15 protein-coding genes are annotated in these 17,707 nt (G+C 53.2%); 7 read left to right on the forward strand and 8 right to left on the reverse strand.

Annotation, left to right across the window (positions count from 1 at the left end):
- Nucleotides 1–6 precede the first annotated feature (6 nt).
- From nurA to herA, 4 genes are read right to left on the reverse strand one after another with little or no spacing between them, the layout of a single operon-like run.
- Entirely contained in the window at nt 7–1,341 is a 1,335-nt protein-coding gene (gene nurA / locus E3E32_RS08895) for a DNA double-strand break repair nuclease NurA (protein WP_167731409.1), read from the reverse strand.
- The gene (rad50, locus tag E3E32_RS08900) at nt 1,334–3,988 is read right to left on the reverse strand and encodes a DNA double-strand break repair ATPase Rad50 (RefSeq protein WP_167731410.1); all 2,655 of its coding nucleotides are present in this window, start codon (nt 3,986–3,988) and stop codon (nt 1,334–1,336) included. Before rad50 ends, nurA begins: the two co-directional genes overlap by 8 nt.
- Nucleotides 3,985–5,355, reverse strand: a complete 1,371-nt coding sequence (gene mre11 / locus E3E32_RS08905; protein WP_167731411.1) for a DNA double-strand break repair protein Mre11 — start codon at nt 5,353–5,355, stop codon at nt 3,985–3,987. The genes rad50 and mre11 overlap by 4 nt, the downstream gene beginning before the upstream one ends.
- Before the next feature lie 9 nt (nt 5,356–5,364).
- Nucleotides 5,365–7,125, reverse strand: coding sequence for a DNA double-strand break repair helicase HerA (gene herA, locus E3E32_RS08910; protein WP_167731412.1), 1,761 nt, complete (start codon nt 7,123–7,125; stop codon nt 5,365–5,367).
- A gap of 202 nt (nt 7,126–7,327) precedes the next feature.
- On the opposite strand from herA, the gene rimI reads away from it, so the two are divergent.
- From rimI to E3E32_RS08925, 3 genes are read left to right on the forward strand one after another with little or no spacing between them, the layout of a single operon-like run.
- Nucleotides 7,328–7,831 carry a ribosomal protein S18-alanine N-acetyltransferase gene (rimI, locus tag E3E32_RS08915; protein WP_167731413.1) on the forward strand — a complete coding sequence of 168 codons (504 nt, stop codon included), beginning with the start codon at nt 7,328–7,330 and terminating at the stop codon, nt 7,829–7,831.
- Nucleotides 7,828–8,343, forward strand: coding sequence for a tRNA-intron lyase (gene endA / locus E3E32_RS08920; RefSeq protein ID WP_167710861.1), 516 nt, complete (start codon nt 7,828–7,830; stop codon nt 8,341–8,343). The genes rimI and endA overlap by 4 nt, the downstream gene beginning before the upstream one ends.
- Complete coding sequence (locus E3E32_RS08925) at nt 8,343–8,738, forward strand: hypothetical protein (RefSeq protein ID WP_167731414.1); 396 nt, start codon at nt 8,343–8,345, stop codon at nt 8,736–8,738. Before endA ends, E3E32_RS08925 begins: the two co-directional genes overlap by 1 nt.
- A 23-nt stretch (nt 8,739–8,761) precedes the next feature.
- Here E3E32_RS08925 and E3E32_RS08930 read toward each other — a convergent pair whose 3' ends face one another.
- Nucleotides 8,762–9,949, reverse strand: coding sequence for a glycine C-acetyltransferase (locus tag E3E32_RS08930; RefSeq protein WP_167731624.1), 1,188 nt, complete (start codon nt 9,947–9,949; stop codon nt 8,762–8,764).
- A gap of 146 nt (nt 9,950–10,095) precedes the next feature.
- Between E3E32_RS08930 and E3E32_RS08935 the strand changes: the two genes are divergently transcribed.
- Nucleotides 10,096–11,076, forward strand: a complete 981-nt coding sequence (locus E3E32_RS08935) for a replication factor C small subunit (protein ID WP_167731415.1) — start codon at nt 10,096–10,098, stop codon at nt 11,074–11,076.
- Entirely contained in the window at nt 11,076–12,578 is a 1,503-nt protein-coding gene (locus E3E32_RS08940) for a replication factor C large subunit (RefSeq protein ID WP_370456371.1), read from the forward strand. The genes E3E32_RS08935 and E3E32_RS08940 overlap by 1 nt, the downstream gene beginning before the upstream one ends.
- Before the next feature lie 4 nt (nt 12,579–12,582).
- Here the strand turns inward: E3E32_RS08940 and E3E32_RS08945 are convergent, their stop codons facing one another.
- From E3E32_RS08945 to moaA, 3 genes are read right to left on the reverse strand one after another with little or no spacing between them, the layout of a single operon-like run.
- Nucleotides 12,583–13,596, reverse strand: coding sequence for a class I SAM-dependent methyltransferase family protein (locus tag E3E32_RS08945; RefSeq protein ID WP_167731416.1), 1,014 nt, complete (start codon nt 13,594–13,596; stop codon nt 12,583–12,585).
- On the reverse strand, nt 13,532–14,482 hold the full coding sequence (locus E3E32_RS08950) for a DUF835 domain-containing protein (RefSeq protein WP_167731417.1): 951 nt from the start codon (nt 14,480–14,482) through the stop codon (nt 13,532–13,534). The genes E3E32_RS08945 and E3E32_RS08950 overlap by 65 nt, the downstream gene beginning before the upstream one ends.
- A 38-nt stretch (nt 14,483–14,520) precedes the next feature.
- Entirely contained in the window at nt 14,521–15,444 is a 924-nt protein-coding gene (moaA, locus tag E3E32_RS08955) for a GTP 3',8-cyclase MoaA (protein WP_370456377.1), read from the reverse strand.
- Between the two features lie 129 nt (nt 15,445–15,573).
- Here moaA and E3E32_RS08960 point away from each other — a divergent pair, with 129 nt between their 5' ends.
- Both E3E32_RS08960 and E3E32_RS08965 read left to right on the forward strand, forming a co-directional pair.
- Complete coding sequence (locus tag E3E32_RS08960) at nt 15,574–16,320, forward strand: hypothetical protein (RefSeq protein WP_167731418.1); 747 nt, start codon at nt 15,574–15,576, stop codon at nt 16,318–16,320.
- A complete protein-coding gene (locus E3E32_RS08965; protein ID WP_167731627.1) occupies nt 16,286–17,701 on the forward strand; it encodes a ribonuclease E/G in 1,416 nt (471 codons plus the stop codon). The genes E3E32_RS08960 and E3E32_RS08965 overlap by 35 nt, the downstream gene beginning before the upstream one ends.
- The last annotated feature ends 6 nt before the right edge of the window (nt 17,702–17,707 follow it).

Consider the following 17,707-nt stretch of genomic DNA (forward strand, 5'->3'; position numbering starts at 1 on the left):
TCTTTTTCACTCCAGCGGGCTCCTTCCGTACTTCAGGAAGACCCTCAGCTCCGGCGATTCCCTCTTTATTATGTTGAGCAGGGCCGCGAGCTCGGCCTCGAAGGCCTTCTTCTCTATCTTTACTCCCTCATGCGCCCTCTGAAGGGGTCTGAAGTAGCCGTTGCTCTCGTGCCAGAGGATTTCGCTCAAAAGCTCATCGTTAATTTCCCTGTTGCTCTGGAGCAGGTATATAACGCCGCCCCTCATGGTTCTGATGTAGGCCATTGCCACACCGTTCTCGATGTAGTGCTCGACGGTGGGGAAGTGCTTCCTCAGAACCTTTGGCATTCTGTGGCTTATCGCCTTTCCTCCCTGCGTTATGACGTAGTATCCTGCTCGCTCCTCTCCAAAGCGGCTCCTGAGGTAGGCGTCGAGATAGGGGACGTCCACGATGTCTATGCCGAGCTTTTGAGTTATTTTCCTGTTATAGAAGCTCTTGGCGATGTAGACGAGATTCTTCTTGAGCAGCTTCTCGAGGGAGTAGATGTACTCAAGGTATCCGAGGACGACGTGGACAGCATTTCTGGCGTCGTCAAGGGACAGCTTTTTCTCCTCTCCGTACTCGTTCAGAATCTCCTGGAATATTTCCTCGGCGCTCTTCTCGCCTTTGAGGTAGGCATCGAGAGTCTTTCCAGATATCCTGACTCCCCTGTTGGGCAGGGTTGCCGCTAGGTCTCTAACCGGAAATCCCTCCATGGCCTTGTAGAACTCCTCAAAGTCATCAAGCCTCTCATCGGCGAGAATAACTCTCCCATTGACTTTCCCGTGTTCCTCCAGCCTCTCCTTGAGCTCCGAATAGTGCTCGTCCAGCATCCCTATGAACTTTTTCACGAGGTCTTCGAGGCCTTCCTCCTCGAGAGCGCCTCTTATCGTGGTTATCCCCTTCACACTCTCCGGATAAACCGGAGGCCTCGTGAGCGAGCCGGTAAGCGTACCGTCCATCATGACGTAGTCAACGTTCCCAATCTTCGCCGCGAGGTAGCCGAGCTTGTTCTCAAGGGTTTCCATCTGGAGGCGGATAATCTGGTCCGATATGCCCTGATTGTATAGCATCGCGTTGGTATAGACGAGTCTGTATGCCGGTCCGTTTCCGAATGCATAGGAAGAAACGGCGTAGAATATCGTCCCGCTGAGCCTCTGCTTGCCCTGGCTTCCGTCGACGGCATAAACCCTGCTATTGACCCGCTCCTCTGGAAGCTCACGCCACTCTATATCTTTCAGCTTGTTCTGTGCCTCCGCGTAGCTCCTCTGGAGCATCGCCTTTATCCTGTCGACGCTCGCCCTGTCTATGAGCCTATACACTCAGCTCCACCTCCCTCACGCTCGAAACGCCGTTCTCGAGGCTTACCCGTATCACCCTGTCGGCCGCGTCCTTCAGCTCTTCGTCGTGGGAAACCACGATGACCTGCGGAATCTTTCTGAGGTAACGCTGCATTATGTCAACGAGCCTTCTCCTTCTCTCGTCGTCGAGGTAGGGAGTTGGCTCGTCGAGTATAAGCAGGCTTATTTCTCCAGCCAGGTAGAGTGAGAGTGCAAGTCTGAACGCCAAGCCGAGGGCAATCCTCTCGCCGCCGCTGAGGAAGCCGAGGCCGTATTCCTTTCCATTGTAGATGACGCCCAGCTTCACCTTGTTCTCCTCGGCCTTGACGGTAACTCCGGAGTACTTCTCCTCCGTCAGCTCTTCGAATATCTCGCTTGCCAGCTCACCGACCTTGGCCAAGGCCCCCTCCTTCAGCATGGCTTTGTAGCGTCTCACTTTCTCCCTGAGGTTCTGCACTCTCTCCCGAGCCTTCTTCAGGTTCTCGAGCTCTTTGATTTTTTCTTTCCTCTCCTCTTTTTCTTCCCTGAACTTCTTGAGGTTCTCCATGGTTTCCTCCCGCTTCTTCTCCAGGGCTTCGAGCTGAGCCCTCTTTCCTGCAAGCTCCTCTCTCAATGAGGTGAACCTCTCTCTGATCCCGGCGTGCTCCTCCGGGCTGTAGAGCTTCTCCTTCTCCTTAAGCCTCTTCCTCAGCTCCTCGAGGGAAGAGAACTCTCCCTGAAGCTTCTCTCTTGTCTCTTCCAGCTCTTCCTCCGTCCGTTTGAGGCGCTTCTTTTCTCTCTCAAGCTCACTTTCCGCCCCTTTAAGCTCCAGGTACCTCCTGTATGTCGGCTCAAGCTCCGAGAGCTTCTCGTCGAGTTCCTTGATGTCAGAGAAGCCGAGTTCTCCGAGTTTCTTCTCGAGTTCGGCGAGCTTTTCCTCGATGCTCTTCAGCTTCTTCTCGAGAACTGCCTTCTTTTTCTCGAGGGCTTTGGCCTTTTCAAGCTCGTCCTTCAGGCTTTTGAGCTCACCTTCGATCTTTCCAAGCACCCCCTTCAGGTTCTCGTAGTCTTCTGCCTTTTTCTCGAGCTTCTTGAGGTCGTAGGACTTGAGCTTCTCCTCGAGCTCCTTTATCTGCTCGAGGAGCTCCCTCTGGGTTATCAGCTCGCGCTCCCCCTTGAGAACCCCCTCGACTTTCACGAGCTCCCGTCTGAGCTTTCTCTCCTGCGAGTCGAGCTCCTTAATCTCCTTGGAGACATCCTTAACCTCGGCTAAGTACCTCTCCATCAGATCCTTCCTGTGCTCCTCTGTCAGCTCTCTGTTGCAGACCGGGCACTTGCCTTTGGCCTTTTTGAGCTCCATGATGGCCTTGTTCCTCTCGCTGACCCTGTTCTTCAGCTCTCCCCTCTTCTCGTTTATCTCCTCGAGCTCCCTCTGGATTTCTTCCTTTCTCTTTTTGGCGGTCTCAATCTCTGCGGCTAGCCTCTCAATCTCTTCTGGCTCGAGCTTGAGCCTCTTTCTCAGCCTATCTAAGTTGGCCTTCAGGGTTTTGGCCTCTTCGTAGGCCTTAACGCTCTCCTCGAGTTCAGCGAGCTTTTTCTTGAGCTCTTCCCTCTTCTTCTCCAGCTCTCCGAGGCGATTCTTCATATCACTGAGTTCGGCCAGGCGCTCCTCTATGCCTGAAATCTGCGCCCTGTAGTTCTCGGCGAGCTTCTCTCCATTTGCCTTTTCATCAACATACTGCTTCCTGAACTCCACCAGCTTGAGATAGAGCTCGGCGCTTCCCTTAAGCCTGTTGGACTCCTTAACCTTCTCTTCCAGCTCCCTGAGGCGGCTCCGGCTCTCTTCGATTCTCCTCCCCAGCTCCTGGAGCTTTGCTTCGAGAGCTTTTACATTCCCCTCCCTCTTCCTGGTCTCGAGTTTGAGAGCGTTGATTTCTTCGGAGAGGGTATCGAGATCCCTGAGTCTCTTTTCAACGCCTTCCAGCTCCTTTCTCAGCTTTGGAATCTCGGGCGAGAGCTCATTTATGACCTTGAGGGTCTCGGCCAGCTCCTTCTCCATGTCTCCAATCAGTTCGTCTATGTTCTCCGTGCTCTTGAGGTAGTCCTCTATCGCCCTTATCCTTGCGTCTATCTCCTTCCTTACCTCGAGCAGGTTCTTGTAGGCGTTCTCGTACCTGTCGAGGCCGAGAACCTGCCTGACAACTTTCTCCCTGCTCTCGTCGCTCTCGAGGATGGCGTCTATCTCACCCTGTCTTATGTAAATCGCGTTGAGGAAGACGTCGTAGGGGACGAGCTTCTCCATCCAGTCCCTTACCTGCTTCTGGCCGCTCTCCAATCCCTTCCAGCCGCTTCCGTCGTGGTACTTGACGAAAGAAAGTCCGCGCGTTATGTTGCGGTGTATCTGGTACTTGACGCCGTCCTTCTCGAAGAAGACTGTGATTTCAGTCGTGGTGCCGCCTATCCTCAGGAAGTCATCCTTCTTCAAGTCCTTCGGCTTGCTCGGCCAGTAGAGGCCTATCAGGAGTGCGTCCAACAGGGAGCTCTTTCCGCTCCCGTTCTGGCCAATTATGAGGTTTATCCCACTCGTGAAGGTTACCTTCGTGAGCTTGTGGGAGCGGAAGTCCTTGATTATGAGCTTCTCTATCTTCATCTCCCACCACCGAGCCAGGCTAAGAGGTCAGAACCCTTCTTAGGCTTGACTTTTGCTTTGGTCTCCTCTTTCTTCTCCACTTTTTCGAGCTTTTTGGCTTCTCTTTTCTCTGAAATTTCATCTTTCTCTGTCGATTTTTCTTCGTCTTTCAGCTTCTCTTCGGGCTTTTCTCTCGGTTTGTTCTTGGGTTTCTCATCCCATCCCTCGCCGAGGAAGAGCTCAACGACAGCCTCAACAGCCTCAAACTTTTTCTCGCCTGTCAGCTCTATAGCTTTCAGCTCGACCGGGAGGAAGTACTCGCTTGGCCTGGGCAGTTCTCCACCTTTAACCGTCTTCAGCTTCCTCTCGAAGCGCGTCCTGATGTAGAGATACTTAACGTCCAGGAGATCACGAAATGTCGAGACATCGAAGGGCCTCTCCCACTTGAGGTCGAGCCTCACAAAGGCCTCGCTCGGGATTTTTGTACTCAGGCGTTTAATTTCTCTCTTGGCGGTTTCTTCATCTGCATCTATCCTGATGTCCACGAATGGCCGAACTTTAAGCTCAACGAAGCGCGGTTCGAAGTCCTCCACGATGTAAAAGCCCTTCTCGATTCCAGCCTTTGGCTTGAAGGCTCTACCGTCCCAGCGGTATCTGAGCTCGTAGTCGCCAAAGTCCCAGCGCTGGAGGGAGCCGGGATAGACGACCTTCCCGATGTCGTAGTTGGTCTCGAACCTCCTGTGGATGTGGCCGAGGGCATAGTAGACGTAGCCCTTCGGTAAGTCCTCCATCTTCAGCTCGAAGTAGTCGCGCTGGCTCTCGGGAATGACACCCATCATCCTTTCTATGAGCTCCTTGATGCCCTGATGGAGCATGAGGATTGCATCGCTCTCTGGCTTGAAGATATCACTCAACCTATTGCGCTCTAACCAGGCGGCGCTCATGTACTTGAGTCCGTGAATCTCGACACTTTTTCCTCCTCTCTCAAAGACACCCTTGACGAGGTACTTCCCGCCTATCTTCTCGCTCGTCAGGTACTCGTTCTCGACCTTCTCCTCCCTCAGGCCGACGAGGTAAAGGAGGTCGAGGCTTTCGAGGAGGTGATAGGCTGAAATCCTCCTCTGAGTTCTGTCGTGGTTGCCCTCTATGGCGAAGACGGGAATGCCATTCTCTTTTGGAATGCTTAAGATTTCAATGGCTTCCTTTATGGTCTCGGGGCTTGGCCTGCTCTGGTGGAAGAGGTCGCCGGCGATGAGTATGAAATCGACTTTTTCCTCGACGACTTTCTCTATTGTCTTTCTGAAGGCCTGGGCGAACTCTTCAGCCCTGTACGGCAACCTGTACTGTTCGAAGCCCAGGTGGAGGTCTGCTAGGTGTGCGAACCTCATCCTAACACCTCAGAGGTCTATCTCTATGCCCTCCTCCTCGTAGAAGGCCTGTTTCTCCAGCTCCTCCTTCTCCCGAAGCGCCCTCTCGTGCCAGCGAGCGACTACACCTATGTCTTCGCCGCCGTAGTCTCCTCCCAATGCCTTGAAGTTGTGTATCTTGACAAGTGCAGGCAGGCTTATGGCCTGGCCGACTATGACTGCCTCACCCTTGCCGAGTGCTGCTATGTCTCCAAGCAGATCGGAGCTCAGCTGTTCGCTCGCCTTGAGAACGTAGTCTTGGTCCTTGGGATTGACTATCCTGAGGATGATTTTTGTGTTGGTCTGGCTCAATACGTCTTCGTTGAGCTTGTTGGGCCTCTGGGAGACTATGCCAAGACCAACGCCGAACTTCCTTCCCTCGCGCGCTATCCTGCTCAGAATCCTGACGGCGTCGTTGTGCTCCCCCTGAGGTGCAAAGATATGGGCTTCTTCGACTATTATCAGCACGGGCTCCGCTAAAGCTGGACTCCTCCTTTCGATTTCGCGCATTACCTTCTCGAACTTCTCTATCTCTTCGGCTGTCTTCGAGTTCGGCCTCTCTTTCAGCTCCTCCCTCAGCCTGAAGAGGTTCTTCCTCGCCTGTTCGTAGTCAACGCGAGCCTCGAAGACCTTTCCAAGAAGTTTGCCCACAACGACCTTCATCTGACCCTCGTCAAGAGGACCGAGGTCGATCACGTTGGCCTTGCCGGGCTCTATCTGGGCTATTAAATCTTCGCTCGTGAGGAGAGAGCCGTAGTTCCTCAGGAAACGCCTAATCCTGTAGACCACTCCGCGAAGCGTTTCGATCCTCTCGCTCTTTAGCTCCTCCGTGATATAGGCCCCTTTGCCCTCATCCCAGAAGTAGGCAGTTCTGTTGGCTATCCAGTCGTTGAGCGTGTTCATCAGAGCTTCCATGAGTTCCCTTCCACCTAAATCTGGGTTTTCGTACTTAACCGTCTCCCATGCCTTGGCCAGGAACTCCCTCTGTATCGTAGCGTTGCTGGCGACCTCTATGAGGTCGGCCAACTCTTCGCTGTCCATTTCTTCCGGCATTATCTTTGCCTCGATGAGCTTGACGTAGTCCTTCCCGGTTCCCGGAAGCTTCAGCTTGACGTAGTCGCCGTGAGGATCGAGGACTATCACCGTTCCCCTCAGATCGTTGACTATGCCCCCTATTAGAACAGCAACCGTGTTGGACTTGCCCGCTCCCGTAACGGCCAGAACCGCAAAGTGCCTTGAAACCAGCTCATCGGCGTCGAGGTAAATCGGCACGTCCTCTCTCAGTAGGAGCGTTCCCACATCAATGAATCCCTCTCCACCGTAATAAATCGCCTTGAGCAGCTCTGAGCTGGCCTTATAGACGGTGTTGCCGTTTGGAACCGGTACGCGGTTGGGTACTATCTCAGCCTTCTCGCCGTTAAGGAGGACCTTACCGAGCACACGGACGTTCACTATCAAAGCCTCGTTCTCGCCTATGCTCTCACCGTACTCCTTTATGTCGAGCTGGAGAGAGTGGAAAGTGCTCTTCCCCTCGCTAAGGAGCCAGTTTATGTTTTTGAGACCCCTAATCGTGCCTATTACCCACTCGACGTCGTCACTCCAGCGGCAGTCCCTCTCTTTTGCCTCCTTGCAGAGCTTGGCGACGACGAAGTCGCCGAACTTCAGATCTACATCGGGCTGAGCGTAGAATTGAAATGAGCTGACGGTGGCTTCACCGGTTACTATTCCAACGGCTTCCTCTTTAATTCGCATAACACCACCTGCCGATTAGGTTGGTTTTTCCGGGCTATAAGTTTTACTCAATGGGATAGTGGGAGTGAAGAAAACGGCGACAATCAGCCAGGAATCCGGTCATCATCCCTGGGTCAGGTTCGAGAGTGCTCATCACGCCGGGGTGGCCACCCCGCTTAGAGTTCCCTCAAGCCTTAAAAGCTTTGGTGTGTTAGGTTATAATATGAGTGTCTCCGTCCGGGAACTGGGGAGAAGGATTCCCCTCTCGATGGTGGTTATAAGGCCCGCCAAGCTCTTTGACATTCCAGATATAGTTAGGATAGAGCGTGCCTCGTTTCGTGAGCAGTACCCCAGGGGCGTCTTTCTCGTTTTTCTCGAGAACAATCCGGATACGTTTCTTGTCGCGGAGTACAACGGCAGGGTTGTCGGCTACGTCATGGCCTACCTGAGGCCCGACCTGGAGGGCCACATAATGAGCATCGCTGTCGATCCGGCTTACAGGGGCAATGGCATAGGCTCTGCTTTATTGAGTGAGGCGATAGAAAGACTGATAAAGAAGGGCGCGCGCTACATAGGGCTTGAGGTTCGTGTCAGCAACGAAAATGCCATAAAGCTCTACGAGCGCTTCGGCTTTAGAAAGATTAAAAGGATAATAGGCTACTACGCCGACGGCGAGGATGCCTATTACATGCTTATGCCGGCCGACGAGTGGGGTGGAAGGAATTGAAGGAGCCGATAGAGTTCAAGCTCAGCGGTGACAGGGCCTTCAGCGAGAGGGAGAAGGCGATAAACCAGCTCTACAACAAGCGCTATTTCGGCGAGGTCGTCAACGGAAAGCTCTTTCTTTCGCTCATCGAGGCGGCATACCTGATGGAGAGGGGCAAGATAAAGGTTCTTGACGGTGGTAAGGAGCTTTCCTTCGAGGAGCTCTTTGAACTCGGCCGGAAAAAGGACGACCAGTTCGACATCAAATACCTCGTTTACAAAGACCTGCGCGACAGGGGCTACATAGTCAAGTCCGCCCTTAAGTTCGGCTCCCACTTCAGGGTTTACAGGCGCGGAATGGACGAGCACTCCCAGTGGTTGATATGGGTCGTTCCGGAGAACCTCCGCTTCAGCCCCAACGATATAACGGCTCGCGTGAGAGTTGCCCACGGTGTCAGGAAGAACATGGTTATGGCGGTCGTTGATGAAGACAACGATGTCGTGTATTATAAGATTGAATGGGTGAAGTTCTGATGATACCCCTCATTGCGCTCTTTCTGTGGCCTTTTCTTTGGTTCATCGTTCGCGTCGCCTATCACCGCCTCTCTCTCGGTTCCTGGCCGGACAGGAGATCAACGGTACTGTTCCTTGCGGTGTCCTTGCTTTCCACTGCACTCGGCATTTTGCACTTCATAGCCCTATTTGGCGGTGGCATATACGTTGCACTTCTCTTGTTAATCCTCTGGGCGGTAACTCTTGGGTGGATTGTTCCGAAAGCGGACAACAGGCGCATGCTCGAGCTGGGCCTTTACGGTGAGGAAGCCAGCCCGGGAAAACTACAGGAGCTGATGGGCGTTGGGCTTGTTGCCCTCTTCGCCTCGTACGTCCTCGGCTTCGTCGTCTTCGGTTCCTTTTCGGGAGGCATGTGAGAAGAGTAAAAGGGAAAAAGCCCTCACTTCAAGAACCCGGTCTTCTTTCCGAGGTCCTCGAAGGCGTCGATGACGTACTGGAGATCCTCCTTGCTGTGGGCCGCTGAGGGCTCGAGCCTTATTCTGGCAGTTCCGAGCGGAACTGTCGGATAGACGATGGCCTGCGCGAAGATGTTGTACTCCTCGTAGAGCCTCCTGCTGAACTCCTGGGCGAGCTTCTCGTCGTAGAGCATGACCGGGGTAATCGGGTGCTTGGTGTTGCCGAGGTCGTAGCCGAGGTCTCTCAATCCGTTCTGGAGGAAGTGGGTGTTGTCCCAGAGCTTCCTAACCAGCTCGTCGCTCTTCTGGAGTATCTCAACGGCCGCTATTGCGGCGGCAACGTCAGGCGGGTTCGGAGCGCTCGAGAAGAGGAACGGTCTGGCCCTCTGGCGGAGGTACTCGATGGCCTCCTCCGGACCGGCAACGTAGCCACCTATGACACCGAAGGCCTTGCTCAGCGTACCCATCTCGAAGTCGACCCTGTCGTGGAGCTTGAAGTGGTCCACTATACCTCTTCCGCTGTCTCCGAGGACACCCTCACCATGGGCGTCGTCGATGTAGAGTATAGCATCGTACTGCTCAGCCAGCTCGGCCATCTCAGGGAGCGGGGCGAGGTCACCGTCCATCGAGAAGACACCGTCGCTGACGATGATTTTCTTCTTCTTGTCCTTGTTCTCCTCCAGCCTCTTCTTGAGGTCCTCCATATCGAGGTGCTTGTAAATGACCTTTGGAGCGCCGCTGAGGCGCATTCCGTCGATTATGCTTGCGTGGTTGAGCTCCTCGCTGATGAATACTCCATCCTCACCCTTCTTGAGGAGCGCACTTATAGCTCCCAGGTTGGCGTTGTAGCCGCTCTGGAAGAGAATTGCGGCTTCTCTCTTCTTGAACTTGGCCAGCTTCTCCTCCAGCTCAACGTGGAGCTCCATGGTACCGGCTATGGTTCTGACGGCGCCGGCACCGACACCGTAGTCGAGAATAGCCCTGATGGCAGCTTCCTTAATCTTGGGATGTGCAGCGAGTCCGAGATAGTTGTTCGAACACATGTTGAGAACGCGCTTTCCGTCAACTACAACCCAGGGCCCCTGGGCGCTCTCGAGCTTTCTAATAGTCACGTAGAGGCCCTTTTCCTTAAGCTCCTGGAGCTCTTCCCTAATCCAGTCGAGCTTCGCCATGAGAACCACCGAAAGTTTTTGGACACTGAGGTATAAAAGTTTTGCACTTCTCCTTTGGGTTCATCAGGGCCTGGAAGTGGGGGTTCGGGAGGGCAAAAGGCTTAATACCCCGGAGGCGCATAAGCCTTTTAGGAAAGGTGATAGCTATGCCAGAGGAAGTCCAGGAGGTTAAAATCCTTGAAAAGCCGTGGGTTGAGAAGTACAGGCCGCAGAGGCTGGAAGATATAGTCGGTCAGGAGCATATAGTAAAGCGCCTCAAACACTACGTTAAAACCGGTTCGATGCCCCACCTCCTCTTCGCAGGGCCGCCTGGTGTCGGAAAAACCACTGCCGCTTTAGCCCTAGCGAGGGAGCTCTTCGGCGAGCACTGGAGACACAACTTCCTCGAGCTCAACGCGAGCGATGAGCGCGGTATAAACGTCATCCGCGAGAAGGTGAAGGAATTCGCGAGAACTAAGCCGATAGGCAGTGCAAGCTTTAAGATAATATTCCTCGATGAGGCGGACGCTTTAACCCAGGATGCCCAGCAGGCGCTTAGGAGAACAATGGAGATGTTCTCGACCAACGTGAGGTTCATACTCAGCTGTAATTACAGCAGCAAGATAATCGAGCCAATACAGTCGAGGTGTGCCATCTTCCGCTTCAGACCGCTCAACGATGATGACATAGCAAAGCGCATCAAGTACATAGCCGAGAACGAGGGGCTTGAGCTCACTGAGGACGGCCTTCAGGCGCTCCTTTATGTCGCTGAAGGCGACCTCAGGAGGGCAATAAATGTCCTTCAGGCAGCTGCTGCGCTCGACAGAAAGATAACCGATGAGAACGTCTTCCTCGTTGCGAGCAGGGCTCGTCCGGAAGATGTACGTGAGATGATGAACCTTGCCCTCGAGGGCAACTTCCTCAAGGCCAGAGAGAAGCTGAGGGAGATTCTCCTCAAGCAGGGGCTCAGCGGCGAGGACGTTCTCATCCAGATGCACAAGGAAGTGTTCAACCTCACAATTCCAGAGGACAGAAAGGTCGCTTTGGCGGACAAGATAGGCGAGTACAACTTCAGGCTCGTTGAGGGAGCGAATGAGATGATCCAGCTCGAGGCTCTGCTCGCTCAGTTCACCCTGATGGGTAAGTGATGGCCATGCCCTCCTTCGATGTCCCCTGGGTTGAGAAGTACCGCCCGAGAAGGCTGAGCGAGATAGTGAACCAGGACAAGGCCTTGGAGCAGGTAAGGGCATGGATAGAGGCATGGCTGCATGGTAATCCCCCGAAGAAGAAGGCTCTCCTCCTCGCTGGACCTCCGGGGACGGGCAAGACCACCACCATCTACGCCCTGGCCAGAGAGTACGGCTTCGAGGTCATCGAGCTCAACGCGAGCGACGAGAGGACCTACGAGAAGATAGAGCGCTACGTCCAAGCAGCATACACGATGGACATTCTTGGAAAGAGGAGGAAGCTGATATTCCTCGACGAGTCAGACAACATAGAACCAAGCGGAGCAAGAGAGATAGCGAAGCTCATCGACAAAGCCAGGAACCCGATAATCATGTCAGCCAACCACTACTGGGAGGTTCCGAGGGAGATAAGAAACAAGACCCAGATAGTTGAATACAAGCGTCTGAGCCAGAGGGACATAATGAAGGCCCTCATAAGGATTCTAAAGGCAGAGGGTGTAACCGTTCCGAAGGAAATCCTCCAAGAGATAGCCAAGCGCGCCAATGGCGACTTGAGGGCGGCAATAAACGACCTTCAGACTGTTGTCTCGGGTGGAATCGAGGACGCCAGAGAGGTTCTCGCGTACCGTGACGTGGAGAAGAGCGTCTTCCAGGCATTGGCTCAGCTGTTCGCAACGGACAACGCCAAACGCGCAAAGTTGGCCGTTCTCGGCGTTGACATGTTCCCCAATGAGCTCCTCCAGTGGATAGACGAGAACCTGCCTTACGTCTATTACAAGCCGGAGGACATAGCGAGGGCCTACGAAGCGCTTAGCAGAGCTGATATATACCTCGGCAGGGCCCAGAGGACGGGTAACTACGGACTCTGGAAGTACGCCACGGACATGATGACCGCCGGCGTTGCAGTGGCTGGCGTCAAGAAGAAGGGCTTTGTGAGGATTTACCCGCCGAAGACGATAAAGCTCCTCACCGAGAGCAAGGAGGAGCGCTCGCTCAGGGATTCGGTGGTCAAGAAGATAATGAGCGAGATGCACATGGCGAAGCTCGAGGCTCTTGAAACCCTCAACATCATCAAGGCTATATTCGAGCACAATCCTGACATGGCGGCGCACTTCGTCGTCTTCCTCGACCTGAGTGAGAAGGAGGTCGAGTTCATAGTTGGCGACAAGGAGAAGGCGAAGACGATATGGGGCAAGAGCCTCAACATTCACAAGCGCCTTAAGGAGGAGCGGAGCGAGCTCAAGGAGCACGTTAAGGCAGCAGTCGAGACATCTGAGGTGAAAGAATCCGAAGAAAAAGTCGAGGAAGCAGAAGAGCTCGAAGAAGAGGGGATAAGCGAAGAGGAGCTCGAAAAGGCAGAGGAAGAGATGGAAGCCGTCGAGAAGGAGAAGAAGGCCGAGAAGATCGACAAGCCCAAGAAGAAGGGCAAGCAGGCTACGCTCTTTGACTTCCTGAAGAAGTGAGGCTTTATTTCAAAATTTTCACGTCCGCACACACTTTGAACACGTGCGGCTTGAAGTCGCTCACCTTTTTTACTTTAACCTCGCAATCTTTTCCCTGCCTCCTGCATTCTTCAAGGATTCTCCGTCTGAAGGACTCGATCTCGTCCTCGTGGACGAAGTCATAGTAGTGGAGCCATTTCTCGGCCCTGCTCAGGGCTAGGGCCAGGGCATCCACCCCTCTTGGTGTGGGGCTTATCACGCGGTCGAACACTGGCAGCTCTGGGAGAACCTTGAAGGCATCGCCGTGGAGGAACTCTATCTCGCCCTTCAGGTTTTTCCTGTTCAGCTCGATGTTCTCAAGGCCGAGCCTGTAAGCATCTCCGTTCAGCTCGACGGCGGTAATCTTGACCCGTTTATAGCGCGCTATGACGAGGGCGTACGGTAGAACACCGGCGAAGGGAATCAGAACCATCTCACCATCGTTTACGAGCTGAGCTAATCTATACCTCTCGCCCTTCATCCTCGGGTTGAAGAAGGCTTTGCTTAAGTCCACCTTTATCCTAACGCCGTTCTCCTTGTGAACTGTCGTCAGCCTCTTCTCGCCCCAGATTATGGAATAATCACGAATTCTAAATGCCCCCTCATGGAAGCCCTTCTTTGCAATGACCTTCAGAAACGGGTGAACCTTCCTCAGGCCCCAGATGATATCCTTGATCCTGTGCTCCAGCTCGGGCGGGATCTGGATTATTGCGATGTCCCCTACGACGTCGTAGCGCCTCAGATAGGAGAGCTCCTCTTCGCTAAGGCGCTCTGCCAGAACACTTTCTAGGTTTTTGTAAATCTGCCTCTCCGGTCTGAGGGGGAGCTCAATGTCCAGGACCTCGTAGCCGAGTTCCTTGACTATGGGATCGTCTAGGACGGGCAGGAGAACATGGTTTTCTTCCCTCTCTGGTCTCCTCTTTCCGTCATATAGGTTAAGCTTTTTCAGTTTCCTCTTTACTGGCTCCGCTTTCTCCTTCGGCACTCTTATTGCTGGCATTGTTTTCTCCCTCTTGTTCCCGGCTTTTAACGTTTGTTCTCTTTGCCAGTTTGTCTAAATCCTCGCGTAGTAGGGTTCCAAAGAATGCCTTGCTGGAAAGCAGCTCCTCGATCTCTTTTATGTTGGGTCTCTTGAATTCCCTGGCCAGGATGTTGAACTGCTTCTCATCTAGAATCTGGGGTATGGCGAGGACTATCATGTATGCACCGCTGACAACTGCATAGTCCTTGAGAGTGAAGAGGAACTTTGCTATGGCGCTGAACTCCGAGTAGAACATCAAGTACTCTATTCCCTCGATGTAAATTGCACTTTTCTCGTGGTTTCTCATGAACTTGACGGCCTCTTCCCGGAGGATATGCAGACTGCTGGGGCTGACGGCATGCCTGTGGGACACCCCACTGAGCCACAGGAATCTCTCCGGCTCTATTCCAAATTCGCGTACCCACTCTTCCCATGTTCGCCTGCTAATGACGAGGATCGGCACTTTCTCTCTGTGGAGCGCCTTCAGCAAAAGCTTGGCCTCTTCAGTGCTCTCGACGAGAAAGACATCAGACTTTTTTATCCCGCTCCCCCCTTCTTCTTTCCTGACATATATTTCACAAATCTCCCGCTCTAGACACCTGAGTGACAGAAGTGATAGGAGCAAGAACATTCCGATTGTTATAAGCTCGAGCATGGGGCGTAGTACGTTTCTCCCAAAGGCCGTGAGGATAATAACTGTCCCGCCGAGGAGTCCGAGGAGAGTTAGCGTGACTGCGAGTCCAATAATAGCCTTTTTGGAGTGGCTGTTTGCGAGATAATAGTAACGCCTAACCCTGACGAGCCAGTAGGTGGTAATGATGAATAGCAAAATTCCCCCCATGAAGGTTATGAGGTCAACTCCCATCCAGTCACCCTTATAGTTTAGGGCAAAGTAGTATTAAACTATTTCCAGTAGGGCTCTCTCATCAGGACTGCCTTCCGGAAGAGCTCAACAAGTTCTGCATCGCTGGCATTGTTCCTTAGAGCAGTTGCAAAGTCTATGAGGTCTCTCTTTCTCAGCAGACAGGTTTTAAACTTGCCGTCTGAAGTAACCCTAAGGCGGGTGCAGTTGGCGCAGAAAATCGTGTTGTGCATAGCTCTGACGACTTCAACCTCGGCTATTCCGTACTCTGTCGGAACAAAGTACTTCTTGCGCCTGTGCATTCTTCTCTCACGAGTCTCTACAGCCATCTCCTCGAGCTTCTGCTCAACGGGCTTGAGCGGGTAAAAATATTTCCTGAAAAAGCTCGTTTGTGTCATTTCTCTCGGCGCCTCGAGCTCTATCAGCTGGAGAATTGACTTCGTTTTAGCCGCGAAGTTTATCATATCCCATATCTCGTTGTCGTTGAGGCCCTTCATCACTGTCATGTTGAGCTTGACCGGGCTGAGGTATCTGACGGCCTCCTCAATGCCATCAAGAACGACATCGAGCATGTCAACGCCGGTTATTTTCTTGTAAACATCGGGCTTAAGGCTGTGGAGCGAGACGTTCACCCTGTCAAGGCCAGCTTTTGCCAGGGGTTTTGCCAGCTCCTTTAAGCGACTTCCGTTGGTCGTCATCGAGAGGTCCCTTAGGTAGGGTTTTATCCTTCTCACTATCTCGATAATATCGCTCCTTACAGTCGGTTCGCCGCCGGTTAGCTTGACCTTCTCTATCCCGAGGTTCGAGGCTACTCTAACGAGCCTTTCGATTTCTGCTGGAGTGAGTTCTAACCTTGCGTTGAAGTGCTGGCCCTCTCGATGGCAGAAGAAACATCTGTAGTTGCAGTCCCGTGTGATTGAAATCCTGAGGTTCGTCACCGGCCTGCCAAAGCGGTCATAGAGCACCATTTCAAGCACCAAGATGATTAACATTTTGGCTTAAAAAAAGGTTTGGGTAAGTGATTCTGTTTACCCAACGATCATCGAAAACTACAAGTAGGGGGAGAATCTAGATAACCCTCAGGGGGTTTTCGCATGAACGTTGACGAACTGAGGGCCAGGCTGTCCCGTCTCGAGGAGCTCCACGCTCAATTTGAGCATCAGTTTCCTGGCATCTACGAGGAGAAGGACTATGAAGCTCTTCTTGCAAGGATCAAGGGACTTTACACGCTCTCCAGAGAGAAGCTTGAGATAGCCTCTGTTCTCTACCGGGAGATGGCCCAGATCGGTGGAAGGGCTGAGGAACTTGCCAAGGAGCTCCACAGGAACGAGCACCAGATGAAGTTCCGCCTTGAGGAGATTCTGTCTCTACTGGCGAAAGCAACCGACTATGACGCCCGGCTACGGCTGAACACTGCTCTTGACAGACTTGTTCATTTCCACCGGGTTTACGATTACGCTGTGAGCAGGGCAATTCAAGAACTTGCCACTGAGGTTGAAGGACTCACCCTTCTGGCCGAGGGCGAAAAGGAGAAAAAGGTACCCGTGAGTATAATGGACAAGCTCCGGAAGATTGAAGAGCTTGAGGCCGAGCTCGAGGTTATGAAAACCTTCATGCTCAGGCTTTACTCTCACCCCGGCGACGTTCACAAGGTTGAGGAGGCCCTAAAGGACTGGCATTCAAGGGGCCTGCTGTGGGTCGAGGCGAGGAACGTGGAGAAGCTCAGCGGCGTTGGGAGAGCCGGCGAGATACTCGAAGGTCTGACGCTCATAGGAGTGGTGGAAAAGAAAATGAGGGGTGGTGAAAGTGTCTACAGACACAGGAGTTTCAGTTCGGGTTAGGGGCATCTACAGCACGGCCCTCACGAAGCTCTTCCTCGACAGGGGCTTTGGCATCTCCCAGCCGAGCCAGAAGATCGTCGAGCGCTTCAACCTCGAGAAAACCTATGACGAGTTTGACGTTGATGTTTACGACAAGAAGGACCATCACGGTGTCGTTCTCGTTGGGACGAGGGTTGAGGAGGTTAGGAAGGTCCTTGAGGACGAGCTGATAGATGTTTTCTTTAGAAAGCTTCCCTACCAGCTCTATGGGATATACAAGGGAATGATCGTCAAGAGAGACGAGCGTTACGTTTACATCGACATAGGCAGTGCCATAGGCACCGTCGTTGCCGACGAGCTTCCAAACGCTATGGAAGGCGACGAAGTCCTCGTCCAGGTCAAGAAGCACAACCTCCTGCCGCACCTGAGCGTTACTTTGACCATTCCCGGTGACTACGCGGTGCTCATTCCAAAGCCGATAGGGGCACAGAGGCACGTGAAGATATCCAGAAAGATACGCGACCAGAGCGAGAGGGAGAGGCTTAGGATCCTCGGACTCAGCATAGACCTCGGGGAGTGGGGAATACTCTGGAGGACTGCCGCAGCCTACAAGGACTGGAACACCCTCAGGGATGAGATAATAAAGCTTTCCAAGCTCGCCGACAAGCTCAAGAAGGCGGACTCCTACACGGCTCCATCTGTCATAATTGAGGGCAGGAACATCTACGAGGTCGAGTTCGGTGGAGGGGCAAAGAAGAAGCTCGACGAGGTAAGAAACAAGGTTGTTCCCACCGTTGAGGGTCACCACCAGCTGAAAGCCTACGACCCAGAGCTCAGTTTTGCAGTTGAAATAGCCGAGGGAATCCTCGCCAAGGTTCCTGGCCAGAGAGAGAGGGTGAAGCAGGGCTTCTGGGAGGCTTTGATTACCAACAAGGGGCCGAAGAAGGGCTGGCTCTTCAGCCTGGAGCACTACAAGCCCGACGGCCAGAGGATAAAGATAGGGCCGGGCGAGATAATTGAGGTCTCCATGAACCCGCTCAAGGTTACCATAAAGCGCCACCTCAAGCCCGGCAAGTTCTACGACGGCCTTGACATTCCGATAGAGTTTGGCGACTACGTGATTACTGAGATAGAGGCAGGTAAGTGGTGGTTCGTCCACAGGTACTACGACAGAAACGGCAACCTGAAGGGCGAGTACTACAACATCAACACCCCCGTCGAGATTTACCCTGACAGGGCGCGCTACGTTGACCTTGAGGTCGACATCGTCAAGTGGCCGGACGGCAAGAAGGAGATAATCGATAAGGACAAGCTCACCGAGCACTACGAAGAGGGCATCATCACAGAGAAGCTCTACAAAGCCGTGCTCAGGATAACCCAGGAAGTGTTTGAGAGGGTTTAAGGGCAA

Origin of the sequence: Thermococcus sp. GR6, assembly GCF_012027415.1 — an archaeon.
GTDB classification, from domain to species: Archaea; Methanobacteriota_B; Thermococci; order Thermococcales; family Thermococcaceae; genus Thermococcus; species Thermococcus onnurineus.